This is a genomic window from Serratia sp. NA_13, assembly GCF_052691735.1.
Genome location: NZ_JBQZFV010000002.1, coordinates 158,701 through 183,225 on the forward strand (window position 1 = coordinate 158,701; position 24,525 = coordinate 183,225).

Consider the following 24,525-nt stretch of genomic DNA (forward strand, 5'->3'; position numbering starts at 1 on the left):
CGGGTGACAGAAATAAAAACGCCCCCGCAAAGCGGAGGCGTCGATCGAGCAGGGGCGAGGATTATTGCGCCAGCCAGACCTCAATTTGCCGCTGTATACCGGTGGCGTCCAGACACAGATCGACTCGGACTTCTTCCTGGCTGCCCTGGGAGACAAAGAAGTCCGGCAGGCCGATATTCAGCACCGGTATCATGCGGCGCTTGGCCATCAGCAACTCGTTCACGCCGCTGCCGGCACCGCCCATAATGGCGTTTTCTTCCAGCGTGACCAGTGCGTCGTGGCTGGCAGCCAGTTCCAGAATCAGCTGTTCGTCCAGTGGCTTCACAAAGCGCATATCCACCAGCGTCGCGTTGAGCGTTTCCGCTACCTGCGCGGCTTCCGGCAGCAATGTGCCGAAATTCAGGATCGCCAGTTTTTCACCTTCACGACGGACAACGCCTTTGCCGATCGGCAGAGAGTTGAGAGGCTCCAGTGGTGCACCGGTACCATTGCCGCGTGGATAACGTACGGCGCTTGGGCCTTCGTTATAGTGATAGCCGGTGTACAGCATTTGACGGCACTCGTTTTCATCACTTGGCGTCATGATCACCATGGTCGGGATGCAACGCATAAATGACAGATCAAAGGCCCCCTGGTGAGTCTGGCCGTCAGCGCCGACAATACCGCCGCGATCGATGGCAAACATTACCGGCAGCTTTTGAATGGCGACGTCATGGATCAACTGATCGTAAGCCCGCTGCAGGAAGGTAGAATAAATTGCTACCACCGGCTTATAGCCGCCAATGGCCAAACCGGCAGCGAAGGTCACCGCATGCTGTTCGGCAATCGCCACGTCAAAATATTGCTGCGGATAGTCGCGGGAGAACTGCACCATGCCCGACCCTTCACGCATGGCCGGGGTGATGGCCATCAGCGAGCTGTCTTTGGCGGCGGTTTCACACAGCCAGTCGCCAAAAACTTTTGAATAGGTCGGCAGGCCGCCGGCGCTTTTCGGCAGAGTACCGCTGGCCGGATCGAATTTTGGCACCGCGTGGAAGCTGATCGGATCTTTTTCCGCCGGGGCGTAACCACGACCTTTTTTTGTCATGATGTGCAGCAGCTGCGGGCCTTTCAGGTCACGCATGTTTTTCAGCGTGGCAACCAGCCCCTGGACGTCGTGGCCGTCGACCGGGCCGATATAGTTAAAGCCCAGCTCTTCGAACAGCGTGCCCGGAACCACCATGCCTTTCAGGTGTTCTTCGGTGCGCTTGACCAGCTCTTTAATCGGCGGCAGGCCGGACAGCACTTTTTTGCCGCCTTCACGCAGGGTGGAGTAGAGCTTGCCGGACAGCAGTTGCGCCAGATGGTTGTTCAGCGCGCCGACGTTTTCCGAAATCGACATTTCGTTATCGTTCAGCACCACCAGCATATCCGGGTCGATGTCACCGGCGTGGTTCATGGCTTCAAACGCCATGCCGGCGGTGATCGCGCCATCGCCGATCACGCAGACCGTACGGCGATTTTTGCCTTCACGTGCAGCGGCGACCGCCATGCCGAGACCGGCACTGATCGAGGTGGAGGAATGACCGACCGACAGTACGTCGTATTCACTTTCTGCCCGCCACGGGAAAGGGTGCAGGCCATTTTTCTGGCGAATGGTGGCGATTTTATCGCGGCGACCGGTCAGAATTTTATGTGGGTAGGCCTGGTGGCCAACGTCCCATACCAGATGATCGAAGGGGGTCTGGTACACATAGTGCAATGCCACCGTCAGTTCAACGGTACCCAGCCCGGAGGCAAAGTGGCCGCTGGAGCGGCTGACGCTGTCCAGCAGGTATTGCCGAAGTTCGTCACACAGCTTCGGTAGGCTCTCTTTTGGCAGCGAACGGAGTTCATCCGGATTTTCCGCTAGCGCCAAGGTCGGGTATTTGGCTATATCAAGACTCATTCGATACTCATATCAGAGGATTTTACCCTTCATCTTTCAAGGTACAGCGGTGTTGACCGCCTTCTCTCACCCCAGTCACTGGAATGACCCAGCTCCAAGGGATTCGCTCAGTTGTCGCCTGGCTGCAACTTGAAATCTATTGGGCATCACGTCACACGTTAATTGTCGCGTTCAATAATGAAGCTGGCTAACGCTCGCAATGGCGCTGTGTTATAAGATTGTGCTGCCAAAGTGTCTAATGCAGCTAAAGCTTCCTGATAGAGATCCCACGCTTTTGCTTTCGCGCTGTCAAGCCCGAGCAAAGCTGGATAGGTGCTCTTTCCGTGTTGCTGGTCCGCGCCCTGGCGTTTACCGATTTTTTCGGTTTCGCCGACCACATCCAAAATATCATCCTGTACCTGGAACGCCAGGCCAATCGCGGCGGCGTAGCGGTCAAGCTGCACCAGCGCGGCACGGCCAGGTTCACCGGCGGCTAACGCCCCAAGGCGAACGGCTGCGCGAATCAAAGCGCCGGTTTTGTGACGATGGATTTGCTCCAGCGCTTCCAGACCAATTTGCCGGTCTTCGGCTTCCAGATCCAACGACTGGCCGCCACACATGCCGGCCACGCCGCTGGCGGTTGCCAGTTCGGAAATCATCGCCAGCCGGTCGCGCAGTGCCACGTCGGGCATCTTGGCATCGGCCAGAATGGAAAATGCCAGCGTCTGCAGGGCATCGCCGGCTAAAATGGCGTTGGCCTCACCAAATTTGATGTGGCAGGTCGGCTGACCGCGACGCAGATCGTCGTCGTCCATCGCCGGCAGATCGTCATGGATCAGTGAATAGGCGTGAATGCATTCTACCGCAGCGGCGGGCGCATCCAAATTATTCAGTGATACGCCAAACATCTGTCCGGTGGTGTACACCAGGAACGGACGCAGGCGTTTACCGCCCAGCAGCGCGCCGTGACGCATTGCCGCCACCATGTTGCCATCATTGAACGGCAGCGGCGCGATAAAATTCAGCAGCGTGCGGTCGGCCCGCTGGCGCAGGGCCTGCAACTGGTCAGAAAAAGCGGTCTGTTGGGCAGTCTCGGACATGATGATTACTCGGCATCCGGTGTGAAAGGCGTCAGCGCCGCATCATCGGCGCTGTCGTTAAGCAAAATCTGTACGCGTTGTTCTGCCTGCTGCAGTTTCTGCTGGCCCTGGCGTGCCAACTGTACGCCGCGTTCGAACTCATTGAGCGCGTCTTCCAGCGGTAACTCACCCGATTCCAGACGCGTGACGATGTTTTCCAACTCGCTGAGGGAGCTTTCAAAGCTGACGCTTTGCTCTTTACTGTCTGATTGTGCAGGTTTTTTTGGCATAATTTTCTTTTTACATCATCATGTGAACAGTGGCGCCAGAGCCTATCTTAGCGGGTCTTGATTGGCAAATCATGGCGCACATGTGTGGTTTTGTGCACCGAGCCCCACCAGATAGTGGTATACTCAGCGCCGCAAATGCGATTGATAAAACATTCGGCAGCCCCGTTGGTTTTATCAATCGCATATACATTGTAAATCCTTTTCCCTCGTAATTCTGACAATAAAGACCGCCATGAAGTTTATCATTAAATTGTTCCCGGAAATCACCATCAAGAGCCAATCTGTGCGCTTGCGCTTTATCAAGATCCTCTCGACCAGTATTCGTAACGTCCTGAAGCAGTATGATGAAACACTGGCGGTTGTCCGTCACTGGGATCATATCGAAGTTCGCGCCAAAGATGAAAACCAGCGGCCGGTGATTGCCGACGCGCTGACGCGCATTCCCGGTATCCACCACATTCTGGAAGTGGAAGACCGCGACTATACCGATATTCACCACATTTTCGAGCAGACGCTGGAAGCCTACCGCGAGCAACTGGAAGGCAAGACCTTCTGCGTGCGTGTTAAGCGCCGTGGCAAGCAGGACTTTAATTCGCAGGACGTGGAGCGTTACGTCGGTGGTGGTCTGAACCAGCATATTGAAAGCGCGCGGGTTAAGCTGTCGCATCCGCAGGTGACGGTCAATCTGGAAATCGAAGACGACAAGCTGATGCTGGTGAAAGCCCGCCGTGAAGGCATCGGCGGCTACCCGATCGGCACTCAGGAAGACGTGCTGTCACTGATTTCCGGTGGTTTCGATTCGGGGGTTTCCAGCTATATGCTGATGCGCCGTGGTTGCCGCGTGCATTATTGCTTCTTCAATCTGGGCGGCGCGGCGCATGAAATTGGTGTGCGCCAGGTGGCTCACTACCTGTGGAACCGCTTTGCCAGTTCGCACAAGGTACGCTTTATCGCTATCGATTTTGAACCTGTGGTTGGCGAGATCTTGGAAAAGGTCGAAGACGGCCAGATGGGCGTAGTGCTCAAGCGCATGATGGTGCGTGCCGCTTCGCAGATTGCCGAACGTTATGGTGTGCAGGCGCTGGTGACCGGTGAAGCGCTGGGACAGGTATCCAGCCAGACGCTGACTAACCTGCGCCTGATCGACAACGCGTCCGATACACTGATCCTGCGTCCGCTGATCTCTCACGACAAAGAGCACATCATCAAAGTGGCGCGTGAGATTGGTACCGAGGACTTCGCCAAGACCATGCCGGAGTATTGCGGTGTGATCTCGAAAAGCCCGACGGTGAAGGCGATTAAAGCCAAGATCGAAGAAGAAGAAGGGCACTTTGACTTCAGCATTCTTGACCGTGTGGTTAGCGAAGCCAAAAACGTGGATATTCGCACCATCGCCGAGCAGACTCAGGAGCAGGTTACCGAAGTCGAAACCGTGGCGGAGTTCGATGCCGACCAGGTGATTCTGGATATTCGTTCTAACGACGAGCAGGAAGACAAACCGCTGAAACTGGATCAGGTTGAGGTGAAACCGCTGCCGTTCTACAAACTCAGCACCCAGTTTGGCGACTTGGATCAGAGTAAAACCTATCTGCTGTACTGTGAGCGTGGCGTAATGAGCCGCCTACAGGCGCTATATTTGCTGGAACAGGGCTTCACCAACGTGAAAGTTTACCGCCCGTAAGTCATTCAGGGGGCGCATCTGCCGCCCCCGTGATTTAATCGCGGAAATCGTACATTCCAGGTATCAATACCAGCTGAGCGGCGATCTCCGCCGCTTTGGCTTTCCCCAGCAACAAATCAATCAACTTTAGCGCAAACTCCATTGACGTTCCCGGCCCCTGGCTGCTGAGTAGGTTAACGCGCGGATCGAACACCACACGTTTTTCTATCCATTTGTCGGCCGGGATCTGTTCTTTCAGCCCCGGGAACCCGGTCATATTGCCGATGGGGAACAAATTGTGGTGTTGCAGCACCAGTGCCGGCGCTGCACAGATGGCAGCGACGATATTGCCCTGCAGGTGCATCTGACGCACTTTCTCCACCAGCAGCGGGCTGTCGCGGAAGCACTCGGCACCTTTCAGGCCACCGGGCAGCACAATGGCGTCGAAAGGCTCGTCCACAATCGACACCAGCGGCGCATCGGCCAGCAGTTTTACCCCGCGTGAACAGACAATAGTCAGGTCGCCATCGCCGGCTACGCTGGCGGTGGTCACTTTAATACCCGCCCGCACCAGCAAATCTATAGTGGTGACGGCTTCGATTTCTTCGCTACCAGGTGCCAGGCAGACCAGCGCCGATACGCTCATATTCATTTTCCTTTCGCTTAATCAATTCAAACAGGCGTGCGTTCTCTGGCAGAGTCACGCCGTAGCTACGCGCGCGGCGCAGCAGGTAACCGGTAATGTAGTCGATTTCGGTGTGTCGCTGGGTGCGGATATCCTGCAGCATCGAAGAGACGTTGTCCGCGGTGCTTTGGATCACCTCCATGACGTACTGCTGCAAGCCCTCGCATGAGGTGTGGTAGCCCTCCATTTCCATCACGCTGGAGACCTCGCGGCAGATCAGCTCGATTTGTTCGGGATAGCGTTGCAGATCGCCATTATGGCAATTATACAGCGCCGTTAGCGGGTTAATCACGCAGTTGACCGCCAGCTTGCGCCAGTTCGCCGAGGCGATATTATTGTGCCAGGCGACGTCAGGCAGGGCCTGGTGCAGCACTTCTGCCAGATGGCTCAGTGATTGCGCCGCCGGTGAAGTCGGGCCGATATGAGTGATGCCGCCGGCGACATGGATAATAGTGCTGCCATCATGGCGCGCCGCATGGGTGGTGGTGCCCTGCAATATCGGTTGGTTGTTCGCCGGCAGTTCGTCCTGGGTGCCCATGCCGTTATGCAGCAGCAGGATGGCGCAGCGTGGGTTCAATTTTGGCAGCAGCGTGCTGACCGCGCTGGAGACCTGCCAGGCTTTCAAGGTGACCAGCAGCAGTTCGCTCTGGGCTAAATGTTCAGGGTTGTTGGTGGGTAAATTACGGTTGAACGAAGCGCCTTCCGGCTCAATCACGTTCACTGCGCAGAAGGGTTGTGGCACCCGTAGCCATCCCTGTACATCGTGACCCTGCCGATAAAGCCGGGAGAGCCACAGTTGTCCGAGCGCGCCGCAACCAAGAATAGTTATTTTCATCCAGACTCCTTGGGGTAACGGGAATATCGCTCAATGACTGTCTTATAATTATAGACTTTTCTGCTGTTCGACGGCTTATCCACCGGTAGCTTCAGCAGATTTTGTCTGAGACGCTAAAGCGGTTATCATGCTCGGCATCGAAATCGCCTATCGCATTAGGCTCTCATTCAGGAGGAAGAAGTATGCCATCTTTCGACATTGTTTCCGAAATTGATATGCAGGAAGTGCGTAACGCCGTCGAGAACGCCACGCGCGATCTGGGCACCCGTTGGGATTTCCGCAACGTGCCGGCCAGCTTTGAGCTGAACGAAAAAGACGAAAGCATTAAAGTCGCCAGCGAGTCTGATTTCCAGGTGCAGCAGTTGCTCGATATTCTGCGTGAAAAGCTCAGTAAACGCAGCATCGAAGGCAGCGCACTCGAGATCCCGGAAGAAATGACTCACAGCGGTAAAACCTATAGTGTGGATGCCAAGCTGAAGCAGGGGATTGAAAGCGCCCAGGCGAAGAAGCTCGTCAAACTGATCAAAGACAGCAAGCTGAAGGTCCAGGTACAAATTCAGGGCGATGAAGTGCGGGTGACCGGCAAATCACGCGACGATCTGCAGGGCGTGATGGCGCTGGTGCGCGGTGCCGATCTCGGACAGCCGTTCCAGTTCAAGAACTTCCGCGATTAAGGTTTTTGCGAAAGTGAAGATCTTGAAGGGTCAGCTTGCTGACCCTTCAGACTGATGACAAACCTCATTCCTGCCCAGAGCGAGTAGAGGTTGATAAATAAAAATCAGGAAAATCAATTTATTGATTTTCGGCTGATCACCACAAAGCAGGAAAAACCACGTTTTTTCCTGCTTTGTCAGCAACCAAAAGGGCCAGCTTGCTGGCCCTTTTGGTTATAGTGAATTCACCAACGCTTCCAATTGGACTCGGTTAGTCTGTTTGGTATCGACCTTCACGTAGGCACTGCGCTCTTCCGGCACCACTATCGCTTCCGCCACGCCCGGTTGGGCTTTCAGGCGGCTTTCCAACGCGGAATCCTTCACGGCCAGTTCCGACAGCGTAATACGTAGGCTGCTGACGTAAGGCGGTTCTTGCATGGTACTGCTGACCAAAAACCAGACAGCCGCCAACACCGCTCCGGCAATAAACACCAGCCCCGCACCCTGCAGGCCATACAGCAAGCCACCCAGGCTGCCGCCGATCGCTACGCCGATAAACTGGCTGGTGGAGTAAACCCCCATCGCCGTCCCTTTATAGCCGGCCGGAGACTCTTTACTGATCAGCGAAGGTAGAATCGCTTCCATGACGTTAAACGCTATAAAGAACAGCTGTACGCCGGCAATGATGCCCCACAGGTGCGCGCCGGACAGCCACAGCAGCACTTCCGCACAGAACAATACCGCTACGCAACCCATAAAGACCTGCTTCATGCGGCGTTTCTTCTCGGCATAAATGATAAATGGCACTACGGCGGCAAAAGAAACCAGCATGGTGACCAGGTAGACAATCCAGTGTTGGCTCGGTGCCAGCCCGGCTTTTTCCATCGCCAGTGGCAGCGCCACGAAGCTGGACATCAGCAGGATATGCAGACACATGATGCCGAAATTGAGCTTCAACAGCCGGGAGTTGCTCAGTACCTTGCTGAAGCTGCCGCGTACGATGCTCGATTCCCGGTTCAGCACGTGGTGGCTGGCCGAAGGGACCACCGTCAGAGTGATCACGATGCCGGCCAATGCCAGCACTGCAATCATCCAGAACAGCGCATGCAGGCCAAAGGCGTGGGTGACGATTGGACCAACGACCATCGCAATAGCGAAGGTAATACCGAAGCTGACGCCGATAAACGCCATTGCCTTGGTGCGGTTCTGTTCCCGCGTCAGGTCTGACAGCAGTGCCATCACTGCGGCGGCAATAGCGCCGGAGCCCTGCAATGCCCTGCCGAGGATCACCCCCCAGATGGAGTCGGTCGCGGCGGCAATGACACTACCCAGCGCAAAGATCAGCAGCCCGCCGACAATCAGCGGTTTGCGGCCGATACGATCGGAGATCAGGCCGAAGGGGATCTGAAACACCGCCTGCGCCAGGCCATAAATACCGATGGCGATACCGATCAGGGTTTCGCTGGCGCCGTTCAACGCCATACCGTAGGTGGTCAGTACCGGCAACACCATAAACATACCCAGCATGCGCAGTGAGAATACCGTGCCTAATCCCCAGGTCGCTCGTCGTTCCAGCGGGGTCATTGCATTATCGTTCATTAAAACCTCATTAAAAGCCATTCTGTCAGGCTATCGGTGATAACGCCTGAGGGGATAGCTTCTGTCAAAGCTGCGTCATTTTAGTGTGAAGGGCAGGGGGGGTAAATCTAATGTTGTTTAGCAGATATTACAGCTCTCCCTTCATGTTTGAAGCTACAGCGGTGTTGGCTGCGAGTACTTACCTCGGTCACTTGGTTGGCCAAGCTCCCGAGGATTCGCATTCTTGCCGCCTTGCTGCAGCTCCAATCATTTCGGGAGTAAACGGACTTCTGAACCGACAAATAAAATGGGCCGCGAAAGCGGCCCATTCACAGACGATTTGGCTTACCAGACGTACGTCATCAACGCTTCCGGCGCGGCTGTCGCGCTGAAGTCGATAGACATCATTACGCTTAGCGAAGTGATGGCAACAATCGAGAACACAAACAGCTTGCGTGCCCAAACGCTGTCATTTTCGGTTTTGTAACCACGCAGTGCCATGCCCAGCCACCATACGCTTACCGCCGCAGCGACGATCAGATATTTGTAGCCGGCGTAGCCGCCCAAGGTCAACATCAGGGTGGCAATCATAAACGCCACAATGTAGACCGTGATGTGGTTCTTCGCCACCGAAATGCCTTTCACTACCGGCAGGACCGGAATGTTGGCTGCCTGGTAATCTTTAAAGCGGAAGATGGCAATCGCATAGGAATGCGGCATCTGCCACAGGCTAAAGATAGCCAGCAGGATCAACGCACCGGCATCGAACTCGTTGGTGACTGCGCAATAACCGATAACCGGTGGCGCAGCGCCCGACAGGCTGCCGATCAGCGTGCCGTAGACCGAGTGGCGTTTCATGTACAGGCTATAAACGCCGACATAAACCACGAAGCCCATCACCGCCAGCCACATGGCCAGCGGGTTGGCACCGATATACAGCAACGCAAAGCCCGCAATACCCAGAGCGGTAGCATAAACCAGGCTTACACTCGGCGCGATCAGGCCCTTAACCAGCACCCGATTCTTCGTTCTCTCCATTTTCTTGTCGATGTCGCGGTCAATGTAGTTGTTAAATACACAGCCCGAAGCGACAACCAACGAGACCCCAACCAGGGTGGCGAGAAACAGGGGATAGTCGATGCTCCCTTTTGAGGCGAGCAGGAATCCCCCGACGACAGAAACTAAATTGCCGAAAATAATTCCTGGTTTGGTTACTTGCAGGTATTGCTTAATCATCACGTCCAGCTCTGCTCTTAATCGACCATCATATTGATGTTGAGGTTGTACATAATCCAGAGTGAACCCACAACAACGATACCGATGATCATAGCGGTGAACAGCAATGCCACCAGGTTCCAGCGCTCTTCCGATGAGGTATTCATGTGCAGGAAGTAAATCAGGTGAACAACCACCTGAATCACCGCCATGCCGACTACTACCGCCAGGATAGTGGAGTGAGAGGCGGTGCCGCTCATCACCATCGCAAATGGAATCACCGTCAGGATGATCGACAGAATAAAGCCGATCAGATAGGTCTTGACGCTACCGTGGCTTGCGCCGCCGTGAGAAGTTTCATGGGATGAATGACTCATGACATAACCCCCAGCAGGTAAACAACGGTGAAGACGCAGATCCAGACCACGTCCAGGAAGTGCCAGAACAGGCTCAGGCACATCAAACGGGTTTTGTTGGTTGCGGTCAGGCCACGCTTGCTGACCTGAATCATCATGATGATGATCCAAACCAGACCGGTAGTTACGTGCAGACCGTGGGTTGCAACCAGAGCGAAGAAGCTGGAGAGGAACGCGCTGCGATCCGGACCATAGCCTTCAACGATCAGGTGATGGAATTCGTAGATTTCCATCGCGACGAAGCCCAGACCGAACAGGAAGGTCAGGAACAGCCAGGTGTTAACGCTGCTAACCTTACCTTTGTTCATGCCGATCATCGCCATACCGTAGGTGATGGAGCTGAACAACAGCAGGAAGGTTTCAACCAGGACAAACTTCAGATCGAAGATGTCTTTGCCAGAGGGACCGCCAGCGGTTCCGTTCACCAATACTGCATAAGTCGCGAATAAGCTCGCAAACAAAATACAGTCGCTCATCAGGTAGATCCAGAATCCGAAGACTTTGGTCTCTCCTGCGTCGTGGTGCCCATGCTCTGCATGGGCTGCGTTATGGTTAGTCAGAGTATCAGTTGACATGTTTCACGCCTGCTTTGCTGATTTGTTCATAGTGTTGGTTTTCAATGCGCTCGATCTCATCAACCTGCACATAGTAATCAACATCTTCATCGAAGCTCTTGGCAATCCAGGTCACGATCATACCTACGAAGGCAGCGATCGCCATCCACCAGATTTCCCAGATCATCGCGAAACCAAATACCAAGCTGAAGCCAGCAATAATCACACCGGCACCTGTATTCTTCGGCATATGAATCGGTTCGTATTTAGCCGGTTTCTTATAAGCTACGCCTTTTTCTTTCATGTCCCAGAATTCATCACGGTCATGAATCTGCGGCACTACGGCAAAGTTATAGAACGGCGGTGGAGACGAAGTCGCCCACTCCAGCGTACGAGCACCCCATGGGTCACCAGTCAGGTCACGGTTCTGCTCACGGTCACGCACACTGACGAACACCTGAATCACTTGGCACAGGATACCGCAGGCGATCAGAGCCGCGCCGCCCGCCGCTACCAGCAGCAGTGGGTGGAACTCTGGGTTGATGTTCTGGCTGATACGACGAGTCATACCCATAAAGCCCAGAGCATACAGTGGCATAAAGGCCACGAAGAAGCCGATGATCCAGAACCAGAACGCACGGATACCCCATTTTTCGTTCAGCGTGAAGCCGAAGGATTTAGGGAACCAGTAGGTCAGGCCTGCGAAACAACCGAACACCACACCACCAATGATAACGTTATGGAAGTGGGCAATCAGGAACAGACTGTTGTGCAGCACGAAGTTCGCGCCCGGCACGGCCAACAGAACACCGGTCATACCACCCACGGAGAAAGTGATGATGAAGCCGATGGTCCACAGCATAGCGGAGTTGAGCTGAATGCGGCCCTGGTACATGGTGAACAGCCAGTTGAAGATTTTCACCCCGGTAGGGATGGAAATGATCATGGTGGCGATACCGAAGAAGGCGTTTACGTTCGCGCCGGACCCCATGGTAAAGAAGTGGTGCAGCCATACGATGAACGACAGAACGGTAATCGCGATGGTTGCCCATACCAGTGAGGTATAGCCGAACAGGCGTTTTCTTGAGAAGGTCGCGGTAACTTCAGAGAACACACCAAACACTGGCAGAACCAGGATATACACCTCTGGGTGACCCCAGGCCCAAATCAGGTTGATGTACATCATCATGTTGCCGCCCATATCATTGGTAAAGAAATGGGTGCCCAGGTAGCGATCCAGGGTCAGCAACGCGATGGTAACAGTCAGAATTGGGAAAGAAACGATGATCAGGACGTTAGTACACAGAGCCGCCCAGGTGAACACCGGCATCTTCATCAGAGGCATGCCAGGAGCACGCATCTTCAGAATGGTGGCGAAGAAGTTCACACCGGTCAACAGGGTACCAATACCGGAAATCTGCAGGCTCCAGATCCAGTAGTCGACCCCGACGCCAGGACTGTATTCCTTACCCGACAGCGGTGGATACGCCAGCCAACCTGTTTGCGCGAACTCACCAACCCCCAGAGAGATGTTGATCAGCACTACGCCCACCACGAAGAACCAGAAGCTCAGGGAGTTCAGGAACGGGAAGGCAACGTCGCGCGCACCGATTTGCAAAGGTACCACTACGTTCATCAGACCGACCACGAAAGGCATCGCCATGAAGAAGATCATGATGACGCCGTGGGCGGTGAAGATTTGGTCGTAGTGGTGCGGCGGCAGGAATCCGGCCTCGCCGGCGGACGCAAGCGCCTGCTGACTACGCATCATGATGGCATCGGCAAAACCACGCAGCAACATAACCATTGCCACGATGATGTACATGATACCAATTTTTTTATGGTCAACCGAAGTCAACCAATCGTTCCATAGCCATTTCCACTTGCCGAAATAGGTTATCAGCGCCAGCAGTGCCAGGCCCCCAATAACAATTGCAGCAACGGTGACCATGATGATCGGTTCGTGGTACGGAACCGCATCAATCGTTAATTTTCCCAACATCAGTTTATTCCTCGGCTCCGGCGTGAGCATGTTCACCCATGTCCATACCTTGGCTCATGTCCATACCTTCGTGCGCAGTAGCGCCTTTGTGCATGTCCATATCACCCATGAATTTGCCAATAGTTTCTTTGAACAAATTCGGTTTGACACTGGAGAAGTACTCGACCGGGTTGTTTTCACTCGGCTCTGCCAGTTTGTTAAAGTCGCTGGTGGCGTTTAGGTTATTCGACGATGCTTTCACCTTGGCAACCCACTGATCGAAGTCGCCTTCGGTTGGGGTGACAATGGCGGTGAATTTCATGCCGGAGAACCCGCGACCGCTGAAGCTGCTTGAAATACCGTCGTATTTGCCTGCTTCATTGCCGATCAGGTGCAGTTTGGTTTGCATCCCGGCCATCGCATAAATCTGCCCACCTAACTGAGGAATAAAGAACGAGTTCATTACCGAGTTAGAGGTGATTTTGAATTCAACTGGAACGTCTTTCGGGAAAGCCAGTTCATTAACCGTTGCAATGCCTTGCTCTGGGTAGATGAAGAGCCATTTCCAGTCGAGCGACACCACTTCGATCGTCATCGGCTTCTTGTCAGTGACAATCGGCTTGAACGGATCGAGCTCGTGGGTAGTCTTCCAGGTAATGGTGCCAAGGATGGCGATGATAATGATAGGAATGGTCCAGACGACCGCTTCGATTTTGTTGGAATGTGACCAGTTCGGACTGTATTTTGCATCTTTGTTGGAAGCACGGTACTTCCAGGCAAAGGCGAACGCCATAAAGATAACTGGTACCACCACGATCAACATTAATGCGATTGCAGTGATAATCAGTGTCCGTTGCTCAACACCAATTGCTCCTTTAGGATTCATCAATACCATATTGCAACCACTAAGCATTACAGTGGAGACAATTAATGACAACATCCCAATACTTTTATTGTATTTCTTAAGTCTCATCTAACGACCTCAATTACAAAGGCTCTATTGTCGTTTCATGTGTGCGAGCATTTTACGGGAAGGTTGCAGTACTGTAAACATGCTTAAGGGAGTGTCAGCGCCTTGTTGACTCTTTCTGTTAAGGGGGTCACAGATGTCACGTTGCGTGACAATTTACTAATGGCAACAAAGCGTTGGCAGGCTGAATCGTGCCGGGCAATTCGTATGTTAAGGAAAACTAAAGGTATGATGAATCCGGCAGGTAAAAACGCTTTTTTGAAATACGAATGAAAGGTTTATTTAATGTAAAAGAATTGTGTATTAAAGGTGAATTTAATTTTATTTCCTGAGCGCCACATTCGGATAAAAAATAATTTGGACGGGAATTATATTTTTTAACTAAATAAATACATCACACTGATGCATTTTTGCCGACCGGTGTTACCACCGGCCGACGATATCAGGCCAACCGGGTGCGCCGCAACGCCAGATAGTCCAACAGGCTACCCATCGCAATCCCCACCAGGCTCAGTGCGGCACCCATCTGTAGTAACCGATCGGCCAGACCTGGCAAGATGCTCCAGTCGAGAGCGTTGGTGATAAGCAGAATCAACCACAGCCCCAGCAGCGCGCAACCTAGGGTCAGCATACGCAACGCCCAGCGGTAAAACTGACGGAATTCGGTGCGTGGCATGAAGTTATCCGTACGCTGGGTATATTCAAGCGTCTGTCGACACAGGCGCAGCAACAGCAGGCCGGGCAGGGCAGCGGCAATCGAGAATAAATAGAACAGTGGCCAGCCGTGCGCTTCGACAAACCAGCCGGCAATTGGGCCAACATAGACTCGGCCGACGGCGGATAACGCCGACAGCAGGGCAAATTGGGTAGCGGAAAATGATTTGTTGCACAGCGTCATCAGCAGCGCAACGAAGGCGGCGGTGCCCATGCCGCCACACAGGTTTTCCAGGAAGATAGCGCTGCCCATCGTCATGAGGTTTTTATCGGTAACCGCTAATATCCAGTAACCGAGATTAGAGACCGCCTGCAGGATGCCGAACAGCATCAGGGCGCGGAACAGGCTGAGGCGTTGCATCAGCACGCCGCCAAACAGCGCCCCGACGATAGTGGCGAACAGGCCGAGGGTTTTGTTCACCAGCCCTACTTCCCCGGCATCGAACCCTACGCCGCGGATCAGGAAGGTGGTGCTCAGGCTGCCGGCAAAGGCATCGCCCATTTTGTACATCACAATCAGCAGTAAAATCAGCCAGGCATTGTTACGCGCGAAGAAATCACGCAACGGGGCGACTACCGCCTGTTCCATGGTACGCGGTGCCGGAATGCTGTCGTCCGGTTCTGGTGCCAGCAAAGTAGCGACGATGCCGATCAGCATCAATCCAGCCATCAGCCAGTAGGTTGACTGCCAGCCGAAGTAACGATCCGCCAGCCACAACGCCAGCCCGCCGGACACCAGCATCGCCAAGCGGTAGCCCAGAACCGAAATGGCGGCACCGGCACCGCGTTCTTCAGCGCTTAACAGATCGGTTTTATAGGCATCGAAAACAATATCCTGCGATGCAGAACAGAACGCCACCAATACCGCTAATGCTGCCAGCCACCACAGATGCTGTGCCGGTTGCATAAAGCCCATCGCCACAATCGATACTACCAGAAGCAGCTGGCTGATCAGCAGCCAGCCGCGTCGGCGCCCGAGGAATGGCGGGGTATAGCGGTCCATAAAGGGTGACCACAGGAATTTGAACACATAGGCCTGACCGACCAGCGAAAAAATGCCGATGGTTTTCAGATCGATGCCTTCGACGGTCATCCAGGCTTGTAGCGTGCCGGAGGTCAGCGCCAGTGGCAGACCCGAGGCAAAGCCCAGCAGCAGCAGGATCGCGGAGTTACGCTGGGTGAAGAGGTTAAGATAGTTTTTCGACATGAGTTCCCTGTCTGCACCGCCCGACTATCCGGGCGGTGCAAGGCGTTCGCGGATTAACGCGCGTTTTGCTTGATAAAGTCGTTGACGCTGGTGTCCTGCGCCATATCGGCAATAACGTCACCCAGTACGCTATTGACTGCGTTAGTGATTTTATCGTTGGTTGCCGTGAAGGCGCCCTGGACGTTATAGGTTGATCGGTAGTTTTTCACCTGTTTATTGCCGTTTTTCGCCTGAGCGATGATTGAGATATCGGCCTTGGTGGTGATGTTGTAGCGCAGGTTGCCTTCGGAGACGTCTGCGTACAGGTTATTCACTACGATTTGCAGATCAACGGCGCCGTCGGCACCGATCATATAGCCGCGTGCGCCCATTTGTTTCTCTAACACTTCCTGTAGCAGGAAGCGCAGGTCGCGTGATGGTGTCAGCGTTACCAACTGGCCGTCGCGATTGACTTTAGCCAGGGCTTGATCTTTGCGCTGATCCGCGCCGTTAATACTGATGGTGACGCCTTGCAGAGTCGGATCCTGCTGTGGTAGCACGATCTTTGGAGTCACGTTCAGGGTGTTGCTGCTGGTAGCACAGCCGGCCAACAGCAGTGCGGCCAACAGTGGAAGGCAAAGTTTCTTTAACATAGTTACTGTCTCATTCTCGATGGATTTTAAGCTGCCCAATATAGAGAGGCTGGCTTGAGCAAGCTTTCTGTAATAATCAGAGCGGGATAGCCAACAACAAATTGTCGATATCATAGCATCGCCGCCGGCCGGAGGAAGCGCAGAACGCACCGGAGTGACAAATTTTTACCTGTCGTTGATAAAAACATGCTTTTTTGACCGTCTCAATCAGAAAAACCTCAAGCGATGACGGATGTTGGCCGTTTTTTGTCCGCAAAGAAGAGAAATTTACCTGCGCAATGGTCTAAAAGGGGAGAAAGAGGCTAATATTGAAATAGATGGGGACGGTCCTCTGCCGGTGTAGTAAGGAGATCCTATGATTCGCGAGCAAATAGAAGCAAAGTTAAGGGCGGCATTTGAGCCCGCGTATCTGGAAGTCGTTGATGAAAGCTATCGTCATAACGTTCCGGCGGGTTCAGAAAGTCATTTCAAGGTGGTGTTGGTCAGCGATCGCTTCGTCGGCGAACGTTTCCTGACGAGGCATCGCTCGATTTACGGCGTCCTGTCGGAAGAGTTATCCGATGGTGTACATGCGCTGGCGTTGCACACTTACACCCTGAAAGAGTGGGAAGGGTTGCAGGATACCGTGCCGGCCTCGCCCCCTTGTCGTGGTGCCGGTACCTTGGCCTGACGGCTAAATTTGCGGTATCAGTGGAACTTTGACCACGATTTGGGGTATTACTACTGACGAATTTTGGAACGGCCTGCGGGCCGTTTCTGTTTTTGACGACGACACAGCCGATGTGCAATGCAGCCAAGGCCGGGTCGGCTTCGGCGGCCTTTTGGCGATCAAATCGACAAAAGTGTGAGTTTTAGCGCGCCGCCGCTGCCTTGCTTTCCTCGACTCGCTCCGCTTGCATCGCTATAATGTCGCGTCTTATTTTTCCGGAATGGTTTCGGGACACTTCTGTCATCAGGAAACTCGGTTCTGTAATGTAGCCGTCCTGGTTCTTCGAACGGAGTTGACCGAGCACTGTGATTTTTTTGAGGTAACAAGATGCAAGTTTCAGTAGAAACCACTCAAGGCCTTGGGCGCCGTCTCTCTATTACTGTACCTGCTGATACAATCAAGCAGGCTATTAAAAAAGAGCTGATCAACGCTGCAAAAAGCGTTCGTATCGATGGCTTCCGTAAAGGCCATGTACCGATGAACATCGTTGAGCAACGTTATGGCGCTTCAGTTCGTCAAGACGTACTGGGCGATGCGATGCAACGCAGCTTCGTTGATGCGATCATCAAAGAAAAGATCAATCCGGCTGGCGCGCCAAACTACGTGCCAGGCGAGTACAAAGAAGGTGAAGATTTCACTTTCGCCGTTGAGTTCGAAGTATATCCGGAAGTTGAGCTGAAAGGCCTGGACGGCATCGAAGTTGAGAAGCCGGTGGTTGAAGTTAACGACGCTGACGTTGACACCATGCTGGACACCCTGCGCAAGCAGCAGGCGACCTGGAAAGAAACCGATCGCGCAGCTCAGGCTGAAGACCGTGTGACCGTTGACTTCTCTGGTTCTATCGACGGTGAAGAATTCGAAGGCGGCAAAGCCTCTGATTTCGTACTGGCCATGGGCCAGGGCCGCATGATCCCAGGCTTCGAAGAAGGTCTGGTCGGTCATAAAGCCGGTGAAGAATTCGCCATCGACGTTAACTTCCCAGAAGATTATCATGCTGAAAATCTGAAGGGCAAAGCGGCAAAGTTCGACATCGTTCTGAAGAAAGTGGAAGAGCGTGAACTGCCAGAACTGACTGAAGAATTCATCAAACGTTTCGGCGTGGCTGATGGTTCCATTGCTGGCCTGCGTACCGAAGTTCGCAAGAATATGGAGCGCGAGCTGAAAGGCGCTGTGCGTAACCGCATCAAGACTCAGGCAATCGACGGCCTGGTCAGCGCTAACGAAATCGACGTTCCTGCTGCGCTGATCGACGGCGAAGTTGACGTTCTGCGCCGTCAGGCTGCACAACGTTTCGGCGGCAACGAGAAGCAAGCGCTGGAACTGCCACGCGAACTGTTCGAAGAGCAGGCCAAGCGTCGCGTAGTTGTCGGTCTGCTGCTGGGCGAAGTGATCAGCACCAACGATCTGAAAGCTGACGAAGAGCGCGTTAAAACGCTGATCGAAGAAATGGCTTCCGCTTACGAAGATCCAAGTGAAGTTGTTGAGTTCTACAGCAAAAACAAAGAGCTGATGAACAACATGCGCAACGTTGCTCTGGAAGAACAAGCGGTTGAAGCCCTGCTGGCAAAAGCGAAAGTGACTGAGAAAGCCACTACCTTCAGCGAGCTGATGAACCAGACTCAACAGGCGTAATGTCTGTATGCCAGGGCGCAACTTGTTGCGCTCTCAGGGCCGGCTTGCCGGCTCTGGCGTTAAAAAAGCCCGTAACCCTCGGTTGCGGGCTTTTCTTTTTGCCACGTTGCTGATTAATCTCAGGTTAAGCGTGACAATATGCACTATATTTACACTGTTGGTCTTGGCACAGTCTGGCATGATGGTTATCACTTGCAGTCAGGGTGTGCAGGATAACCGCTAAAAATACTCTGCCGGGCTTGAAATTCTGACTGTGGCCCCAATCTGTAAAAATGTATATATACCCTATAGCTTTCAAGTTACAGCTAGGCGCCCAGCTCGCTTATCCCCAGGCGCTTACTCGAGTAAGTAACTGGGGGGAGCGACAAATCTGTCGGGAACAGATTTGAACGCTGCGACTTGAAAGATGACGGGTATAGGCTGTTTGCCAGAGTGCGCGGGATAAGAAAAACCGTCGGGTACGTGTGGCGTGGGTCGAATGCTTGAGCATAGTCATCATGACCGTTCTCAAGTAGAATCGGTGTAATAGGGTGTAACCCTGGCCGCCAAGGCAATTTCTATTAGGAGACGGTAATGTCATACAGTGGCGAACGAGATCAATTTGCACCTAACATGGCCCTGGTGCCGATGGTGGTAGAGCAGACTTCACGCGGGGAGCGTTCTTACGACATCTATTCCCGCCTGCTGAAAGAGCGCATTATTTTCCTGACCGGCCAGGTCGAAGATCACATGGCCAACCTGATTGTGGCGCAGATGCTGTTCCTCGAAGCAGAAAGCCCGGAAAAAGACATTTTCCTCTACATCAACTCCCCGGGTGGCGTGATCACCGCAGGCATGTCAATCTATGACACCATGAAGTTCATCAAGCCGGACGTCAGCACCATTTGTATGGGCCAGGCGTGCTCGATGGGCTCCTTCCTGCTGACCGCGGGTGCCAAGGGCAAACGTTTCTGTCTGCCGAATTCACGCGTGATGATCCACCAGCCGCTGGGCGGCTATCAGGGCCAGGCGACGGATATCGAAATCCATGCGCGTGAAATCCTGAAGGTGAAGGCGCGTATGAATGAGCTGATGGCAGAACACACCGGCCAGACACTGGAGCAGATCGAACGCGATACCGAGCGCGATCGCTTTATGACCGCGGAAGAAGCGGTAGAATACGGTCTGGTTGACGGCATTCTTACGCACCGCAAGTAACACCACGCGGCTGGCGAGGTAATTGTGCGAGCCGATAGACTATAGTAATCAGAGCGGGCGTGGCTCGCTCTGGTGAGCATTATCGGCATTCCCGGTATGAATTCGGGGCGCACGGCCGCCGTGATTTTCCTGCGGGACAAAGACTAAAGAAGAGGTTTACTGATGACAGATAAGCGCAAAGACGGTTCAGGAAAGCTGCTGTACTGCTCTTTCTGCGGCAAAAGCCAGCATGAAGTGCGTAAGCTGATTGCCGGTCCGTCAGTGTATATCTGCGATGAATGTGTTGACCTGTGTAACGACATTATTCGCGAAGAGATTAAAGAAGTTTCACCGCATCGTGAGCGCAGCGCGCTGCCGACGCCGCACGAGATCCGCCACCACCTGGATGACTACGTCATCGGTCAGGAACCGGCAAAGAAAGTGCTGGCGGTAGCGGTGTATAACCACTACAAACGCCTGCGCAACGGCGATACCAGCAACGGTATCGAGTTGGGCAAAAGCAACATTCTGCTGATTGGTCCTACCGGTAGCGGTAAAACCTTGCTGGCAGAAACGCTGGCACGCTTCCTGGATGTGCCTTTCACCATGGCCGATGCCACCACGCTGACCGAAGCCGGTTATGTGGGTGAGGACGTGGAGAATATTATCCAGAAGCTGCTGCAGAAATGTGACTACGACGTGCAGAAAGCCCAGCGCGGCATCGTCTACATCGATGAAATCGATAAGATTTCTCGTAAGTCAGACAACCCGTCCATTACCCGTGACGTTTCGGGTGAGGGCGTGCAGCAGGCGCTGTTGAAGCTGATCGAAGGCACTATTGCTGCCGTTCCCCCTCAGGGTGGCCGTAAGCATCCGCAGCAGGAATTCCTGCAGGTTGATACCTCGAAAATCCTGTTTATCTGCGGCGGGGCATTCGCTGGCCTGGATAAAGTGATCGGTCAGCGCGTTAATACTGGTGCCGGTATTGGTTTTGGCGCTACCGTGAAGGGTGAGTCTGAGAAAGCGACCGAAGGTGAACTGCTGCTGCAGGCTGAACCGGAAGATCTGATCAAGTTTGGCCTGATCCCGGAGTTCATCGGTCGTCTGCCGGTCGTGGCCACGCTGAGTGAGCTGAGCGAAGATGCGCTGATCCAGATCCTGAAAGAGCCGAAAAATGCCCTGACCAAACAGTATCAGGCATTGTTCAATCTGGAAGGTGTGGAGCTGGAATTCCGTGAAGAAGCACTGAACGCCATCGCCAGAAAGGCGATGAAACGCAAAACAGGTGCACGTGGCCTGCGTTCTATCGTGGAAGGCGCACTGCTGGACACCATGTATGACCTGCCTTCAATGGAAAGCGTCGACAAAGTGGTGATCGACGAGTCGGTTATCGCCGGCCAGTCCAAACCGTTGCTGATTTACGGCAAACCGGAAGCACAGGCTTCAGGCGAATAATTAGCCAGTCAAACCAGAAAGTTAATGTCAAAATGGGGGATTTTATCCCCCATTTTTATTTCCTGCATTCTTGCCGTTGAATGTAAGAGATTCATCCCCATATACTCATTAACCAGATTTTGTGAAACGTTTGATGCTTGCGTCTCATGAGATTCCCCCTCAACCTGGCGGAAGTTAAACTTAAGAGAGAGCTCTATGAACCCTGAGCGTTCCGAACGCATTGAAATCCCCGTGTTGCCGTTGCGCGACGTGGTGGTTTATCCGCACATGGTGATCCCGTTATTTGTTGGCCGGGAAAAATCGATTCGGTGCCTCGAAGCAGCAATGGATCACGATAAAAAGATCATGCTGGTGGCACAGAAAGAGGCCTCAACGGATGAACCTGGCATTAATGATTTGTTCTCAGTCGGCACGGTAGCGTCGATCCTGCAAATGCTGAAATTGCCTGATGGCACGGTAAAAGTGTTGGTCGAAGGCCTGCAGCGGGCGCGTATTACTACGCTTTCCGACAGCGGCGAGCATTTTGCTGCCCAGGCAGAATATCTTGAGTCACCCGCGATTGACGAGCGTGAACAAGAAGTGCTGGTACGTACTGCAATCAATCAGTTTGAAGGTTACATCAAACTGAACAAGAAAATTCCACCGGAGGTGCTGACGTCATTGAACAGCATCGACGATGCTGCGCGTCTGGCGGATACCATCGCCGCGCACATGCCGCTGAAGCTCAGCGACAAGCAGTCGGTACTGGAGATGTTCGATATCACCGAGCGTCTTGAATACCTGATGGCGATGATGGAATCGGAAATCGACCTGCTGCAGGTTGAGAAACGCATCCGCAATCGCGTCAAAAAACAGATGGAAAAAAGTCAGCGCGAGTACTATCTGAATGAGCAGATGAAGGCGATTCAGAAAGAACTGGGCGAGATGGACGATGCGCCGGACGAGCATGAAGCGCTGAAGCGCAAGATCGAAGCGGCGAAAATGCCGAAAGACGCGCGTGAAAAAACCGAAGCGGAACTGCAAAAGCTGAAAATGATGTCGCCAATGTCTGCGGAAGCAACCGTGGTGCGTGGCTACATCGATTGGATGCTGCAGGTGCCGTGGAATGCGCGCAGCAAGGTTAAAAAAGACCTGCTCAAGGCGCAGGAAGTGCTTGATATCGATCACTACGGCTTGGAGCGCGTCAAAGACCGTATCCTTGAGTATCTCGCAGTACAGAGCCGTGTAAGCAAAATCAAAGGGCCGATCCTGTGCCTGGTAGGGCCTCCTGGCGTGGGTAAAACCTCGTTGGGTCAGTCGATCGCTAAAGCGACCGGCCGCCAGTATGTGCGTATGGCGCTGGGTGGCGTGCGTGACGAAGCGGAAATCCGCGGTCACCGCCGTACCTATATCGGTTCAATGCCGGGCAAACTGATCCAGAAAATGGCCAAGGTTGGGGTGAAGAACCCGCTGTTCCTGCTCGATGAGATCGACAAGATGTCTTCCGACATGCGTGGCGATCCGGCCTCTGCACTGCTTGAAGTGCTGGATCCGGAACAGAACGTGGCGTTTAACGATCACTATCTGGAAGTGGATTACGATCTGTCCGACGTGATGTTCGTGGCGACCTCGAACTCGATGAACATTCCTGCGCCGTTGCTGGATCGTATGGAAGTGATCCGTTTGTCCGGCTATACCGAGGACGAGAAACTCAATATTGCCAAGCAGCATCTGTTGCCGAAGCAACTAGAGCGTAACGCCCTGAAAAAAGGTGAGTTGACGGTCGACGACAGCGCCATTACCGGCATTATTCGCTTCTACACCCGCGAAGCCGGGGTGCGTAGCCTGGAGCGTGAAATCTCCAAGCTGTGCCGTAAAGCGGTGAAAACGCTGCTGATGGACAAGAAGCTCAAGCATATCGAGATCAACGGCGACAACCTGAAAGATTACCTGGGTGTGCAGCGTGTCGACTACGGTCGTGCGGATACCGAAAACCGTGTGGGCGAGGTTACCGGTCTGGCATGGACGGAAGTGGGTGGCGATCTGCTGACCATTGAAACCGCCTGCGTACCGGGTAAAGGCAAGCTGACCTACACCGGCTCGCTCGGTGAAGTGATGCAGGAATCTATCCAGGCTGCACTGACCGTGGTGCGTGCGCGTGCGGATAAATTGGGTATCAACCCTGATTTTTACGAGAAGCGCGACATTCACGTGCATGTGCCGGAAGGCGCTACACCTAAGGATGGCCCAAGCGCCGGTATTGCGATGTGTACCGCGCTGGTTTCCTGCCTGACGGGTAACCCGGTTCGTGCCGATGTGGCGATGACCGGTGAGATCACACTGCGTGGTCAGGTTCTGCCGATTGGTGGCCTGAAAGAGAAACTGCTGGCGGCACATCGCGGCGGCATCAAAACCGTGCTGATCCCGTATGAAAACAAACGCGATCTGGAAGAGATCCCGGCCAATGTTATCGCCGATCTGGATATTCATCCGGTGCAGCGAATTGATGAAGTTTTGGACCTTGCGTTGCTCAATCCGGCCTTCGGCGCACTGCCGGTAGCGGCAAAATAGTGATGTATCGCAAAAACCATTGATAAAACTTATGCTGGCAAGTCATTTCGGACTTGCCAGTCTTTTTTTGTACCGCTAAGTTAGACAGCTGTCGGCCCGCGTTTTGTCACGCTTACGGTGGCTTGCCAAGGCACGATGGGATTGATATAACAGCTGCGCTGTCGCAACCGTAGGGATTTTTCGGTGCGACGTTTGAATTCTAGAGGGGATGATAGAGTGAATAAGTCACAACTGATCGACAAAATTGCCGCAGGTGCTGATATTTCCAAAGCGGCAGCTGGACGTGCTTTAGATGCAGTGATTGCATCCGTTACTGATTCCTTGAAGGAAGGGGATGACGTGGCCCTGGTGGGGTTCGGTTCCTTCACCGTGCGTGAACGTTCGGCCCGTACCGGTCGTAACCCGCAAACCGGTAAAGAGATCAAAATCGCGGCAGCCAAAGTTCCGGCCTTCCGTGCAGGGAAAGCGCTGAAAGACGCAGTAAACTGATTGTTTGCGTCTAACCGTTTAGCGTTACAGGGCTTTGTAATAAACAATCACCTGACGCAACGGTGCTGGTAAGGTAAGATATAAGGCGCATCAGATTGATGCGCTTTTTTTATTTTTGTCGCAGGGAACGCGCCTGCGC

The 24,525-nt window shown here is 53.6% G+C and carries 21 protein-coding genes; 8 read left to right on the forward strand and 13 right to left on the reverse strand.

Translation table 11 applies throughout. The features are described from left to right. Nucleotides 1-61: 61 nt before the first annotated feature. From dxs to xseB, 3 genes are all read right to left on the reverse strand, one after another. On the reverse strand, nucleotides 62-1,927 hold the full coding sequence (gene dxs / locus ACUTSU_RS04270) for a 1-deoxy-D-xylulose-5-phosphate synthase (RefSeq protein WP_445649696.1): 1,866 nt from the start codon (nucleotides 1,925-1,927) through the stop codon (nucleotides 62-64). Between the two features lie 158 nt (nucleotides 1,928-2,085). Next, nucleotides 2,086-3,006 carry a (2E,6E)-farnesyl diphosphate synthase gene (ispA, locus tag ACUTSU_RS04275; protein WP_445649697.1) on the reverse strand — a complete coding sequence of 307 codons (921 nt, stop codon included), beginning with the start codon at nucleotides 3,004-3,006 and terminating at the stop codon, nucleotides 2,086-2,088. 5 nt (nucleotides 3,007-3,011) lie between these two features. Beyond that, a complete protein-coding gene (gene xseB / locus ACUTSU_RS04280) occupies nucleotides 3,012-3,275 on the reverse strand; it encodes an exodeoxyribonuclease VII small subunit (RefSeq protein WP_445649698.1) in 264 nt (87 codons plus the stop codon). A 232-nt stretch (nucleotides 3,276-3,507) separates the two neighbouring features. On the opposite strand from xseB, the gene thiI reads away from it, so the two are divergent. After that, complete coding sequence (gene thiI, locus ACUTSU_RS04285; protein ID WP_445653808.1) at nucleotides 3,508-4,956, forward strand: tRNA uracil 4-sulfurtransferase ThiI; 1,449 nt, start codon at nucleotides 3,508-3,510, stop codon at nucleotides 4,954-4,956. Between the two features lie 34 nt (nucleotides 4,957-4,990). Here the strand turns inward: thiI and yajL are convergent, their stop codons facing one another. Both yajL and panE read right to left on the reverse strand, forming a co-directional pair. After that, entirely contained in the window at nucleotides 4,991-5,581 is a 591-nt protein-coding gene (gene yajL / locus ACUTSU_RS04290; protein WP_445649699.1) for a protein deglycase YajL, read from the reverse strand. After that, nucleotides 5,544-6,455 (reverse strand): 2-dehydropantoate 2-reductase, encoded by a 912-nt coding sequence (gene panE / locus ACUTSU_RS04295; RefSeq protein ID WP_445649700.1) that lies wholly within the window; start codon nucleotides 6,453-6,455, stop codon nucleotides 5,544-5,546. The genes yajL and panE overlap by 38 nt, the downstream gene beginning before the upstream one ends. A 182-nt stretch (nucleotides 6,456-6,637) precedes the next feature. Between panE and ACUTSU_RS04300 the strand changes: the two genes are divergently transcribed. Continuing rightward, nucleotides 6,638-7,129, forward strand: coding sequence for a YajQ family cyclic di-GMP-binding protein (locus tag ACUTSU_RS04300; RefSeq protein ID WP_012005524.1), 492 nt, complete (start codon nucleotides 6,638-6,640; stop codon nucleotides 7,127-7,129). A gap of 213 nt (nucleotides 7,130-7,342) precedes the next feature. Here ACUTSU_RS04300 and ACUTSU_RS04305 read toward each other — a convergent pair whose 3' ends face one another. The 8 genes from ACUTSU_RS04305 to ACUTSU_RS04340 form a co-directional block, all read right to left on the reverse strand. Next, nucleotides 7,343-8,707 (reverse strand): MFS transporter, encoded by a 1,365-nt coding sequence (locus ACUTSU_RS04305; protein WP_445649701.1) that lies wholly within the window; start codon nucleotides 8,705-8,707, stop codon nucleotides 7,343-7,345. Nucleotides 8,708-9,031: 324 nt separating this feature from the next. Further along, on the reverse strand, nucleotides 9,032-9,922 hold the full coding sequence (gene cyoE / locus ACUTSU_RS04310; RefSeq protein ID WP_445653927.1) for a heme o synthase: 891 nt from the start codon (nucleotides 9,920-9,922) through the stop codon (nucleotides 9,032-9,034). A 17-nt stretch (nucleotides 9,923-9,939) separates the two neighbouring features. Beyond that, a complete protein-coding gene (locus tag ACUTSU_RS04315; RefSeq protein ID WP_012005527.1) occupies nucleotides 9,940-10,278 on the reverse strand; it encodes a cytochrome o ubiquinol oxidase subunit IV in 339 nt (112 codons plus the stop codon). Further along, nucleotides 10,275-10,892, reverse strand: coding sequence for a cytochrome o ubiquinol oxidase subunit III (locus ACUTSU_RS04320; protein ID WP_046374351.1), 618 nt, complete (start codon nucleotides 10,890-10,892; stop codon nucleotides 10,275-10,277). The genes ACUTSU_RS04315 and ACUTSU_RS04320 overlap by 4 nt, the downstream gene beginning before the upstream one ends. Next, a complete protein-coding gene (cyoB, locus tag ACUTSU_RS04325) occupies nucleotides 10,882-12,873 on the reverse strand; it encodes a cytochrome o ubiquinol oxidase subunit I (RefSeq protein ID WP_445649702.1) in 1,992 nt (663 codons plus the stop codon). The genes ACUTSU_RS04320 and cyoB overlap by 11 nt, the downstream gene beginning before the upstream one ends. Before the next feature lie 4 nt (nucleotides 12,874-12,877). Then, entirely contained in the window at nucleotides 12,878-13,825 is a 948-nt protein-coding gene (gene cyoA / locus ACUTSU_RS04330) for a cytochrome o ubiquinol oxidase subunit II (RefSeq protein ID WP_445649703.1), read from the reverse strand. Nucleotides 13,826-14,264: 439 nt separating this feature from the next. Continuing rightward, entirely contained in the window at nucleotides 14,265-15,743 is a 1,479-nt protein-coding gene (gene ampG, locus ACUTSU_RS04335) for a muropeptide MFS transporter AmpG (RefSeq protein ID WP_445649704.1), read from the reverse strand. Nucleotides 15,744-15,796: 53 nt separating this feature from the next. Continuing rightward, nucleotides 15,797-16,375 carry a lipoprotein gene (locus ACUTSU_RS04340; protein WP_012005532.1) on the reverse strand — a complete coding sequence of 193 codons (579 nt, stop codon included), beginning with the start codon at nucleotides 16,373-16,375 and terminating at the stop codon, nucleotides 15,797-15,799. A gap of 355 nt (nucleotides 16,376-16,730) precedes the next feature. On the opposite strand from ACUTSU_RS04340, the gene bolA reads away from it, so the two are divergent. From bolA to hupB, 6 genes are all read left to right on the forward strand, one after another. Continuing rightward, a complete protein-coding gene (gene bolA, locus ACUTSU_RS04345; RefSeq protein WP_012005533.1) occupies nucleotides 16,731-17,045 on the forward strand; it encodes a transcriptional regulator BolA in 315 nt (104 codons plus the stop codon). A 366-nt stretch (nucleotides 17,046-17,411) separates the two neighbouring features. Then, a complete protein-coding gene (gene tig, locus ACUTSU_RS04350) occupies nucleotides 17,412-18,716 on the forward strand; it encodes a trigger factor (RefSeq protein ID WP_445649705.1) in 1,305 nt (434 codons plus the stop codon). A gap of 573 nt (nucleotides 18,717-19,289) precedes the next feature. Next, a complete protein-coding gene (gene clpP / locus ACUTSU_RS04355) occupies nucleotides 19,290-19,913 on the forward strand; it encodes an ATP-dependent Clp endopeptidase proteolytic subunit ClpP (protein WP_012005535.1) in 624 nt (207 codons plus the stop codon). Between the two features lie 162 nt (nucleotides 19,914-20,075). Beyond that, entirely contained in the window at nucleotides 20,076-21,347 is a 1,272-nt protein-coding gene (gene clpX / locus ACUTSU_RS04360; RefSeq protein ID WP_445649706.1) for an ATP-dependent protease ATP-binding subunit ClpX, read from the forward strand. Between the two features lie 195 nt (nucleotides 21,348-21,542). Further along, on the forward strand, nucleotides 21,543-23,897 hold the full coding sequence (lon, locus tag ACUTSU_RS04365; RefSeq protein WP_135315388.1) for an endopeptidase La: 2,355 nt from the start codon (nucleotides 21,543-21,545) through the stop codon (nucleotides 23,895-23,897). Between the two features lie 216 nt (nucleotides 23,898-24,113). Next, a complete protein-coding gene (gene hupB, locus ACUTSU_RS04370) occupies nucleotides 24,114-24,386 on the forward strand; it encodes a nucleoid-associated protein HU-beta (RefSeq protein WP_017891836.1) in 273 nt (90 codons plus the stop codon). Nucleotides 24,387-24,525: the final 139 nt, after the last annotated feature.

Excerpts from the sequence above, each read along its gene's own strand:
- dxs (WP_445649696.1), bottom strand. The coding sequence starts at position 1,927 with ATGAGTCTTGATATAGCCAAATACCCGACCTTGGCGCTAGCGGAAAAT.
- ispA (WP_445649697.1), bottom strand. The coding sequence starts at position 3,006 with ATGTCCGAGACTGCCCAACAGACCGCTTTTTCTGACCAGTTGCAGGCC.
- xseB (WP_445649698.1), bottom strand. The coding sequence starts at position 3,275 with ATGCCAAAAAAACCTGCACAATCAGACAGTAAAGAGCAAAGCGTCAGC.
- thiI (WP_445653808.1), top strand. The coding sequence starts at position 3,508 with ATGAAGTTTATCATTAAATTGTTCCCGGAAATCACCATCAAGAGCCAA.
- yajL (WP_445649699.1), bottom strand. The coding sequence starts at position 5,581 with ATGAGCGTATCGGCGCTGGTCTGCCTGGCACCTGGTAGCGAAGAAATC.
- panE (WP_445649700.1), bottom strand. The coding sequence starts at position 6,455 with ATGAAAATAACTATTCTTGGTTGCGGCGCGCTCGGACAACTGTGGCTC.
- ACUTSU_RS04300 (WP_012005524.1), top strand. The coding sequence starts at position 6,638 with ATGCCATCTTTCGACATTGTTTCCGAAATTGATATGCAGGAAGTGCGT.
- ACUTSU_RS04305 (WP_445649701.1), bottom strand. The coding sequence starts at position 8,707 with ATGAACGATAATGCAATGACCCCGCTGGAACGACGAGCGACCTGGGGA.
- cyoE (WP_445653927.1), bottom strand. The coding sequence starts at position 9,922 with ATGATTAAGCAATACCTGCAAGTAACCAAACCAGGAATTATTTTCGGC.
- ACUTSU_RS04315 (WP_012005527.1), bottom strand. The coding sequence starts at position 10,278 with ATGAGTCATTCATCCCATGAAACTTCTCACGGCGGCGCAAGCCACGGT.
- ACUTSU_RS04320 (WP_046374351.1), bottom strand. The coding sequence starts at position 10,892 with ATGTCAACTGATACTCTGACTAACCATAACGCAGCCCATGCAGAGCAT.
- cyoB (WP_445649702.1), bottom strand. The coding sequence starts at position 12,873 with ATGTTGGGAAAATTAACGATTGATGCGGTTCCGTACCACGAACCGATC.
- cyoA (WP_445649703.1), bottom strand. The coding sequence starts at position 13,825 with ATGAGACTTAAGAAATACAATAAAAGTATTGGGATGTTGTCATTAATT.
- ampG (WP_445649704.1), bottom strand. The coding sequence starts at position 15,743 with ATGTCGAAAAACTATCTTAACCTCTTCACCCAGCGTAACTCCGCGATC.
- ACUTSU_RS04340 (WP_012005532.1), bottom strand. The coding sequence starts at position 16,375 with ATGTTAAAGAAACTTTGCCTTCCACTGTTGGCCGCACTGCTGTTGGCC.
- bolA (WP_012005533.1), top strand. The coding sequence starts at position 16,731 with ATGATTCGCGAGCAAATAGAAGCAAAGTTAAGGGCGGCATTTGAGCCC.
- tig (WP_445649705.1), top strand. The coding sequence starts at position 17,412 with ATGCAAGTTTCAGTAGAAACCACTCAAGGCCTTGGGCGCCGTCTCTCT.
- clpP (WP_012005535.1), top strand. The coding sequence starts at position 19,290 with ATGTCATACAGTGGCGAACGAGATCAATTTGCACCTAACATGGCCCTG.
- clpX (WP_445649706.1), top strand. The coding sequence starts at position 20,076 with ATGACAGATAAGCGCAAAGACGGTTCAGGAAAGCTGCTGTACTGCTCT.
- lon (WP_135315388.1), top strand. The coding sequence starts at position 21,543 with ATGAACCCTGAGCGTTCCGAACGCATTGAAATCCCCGTGTTGCCGTTG.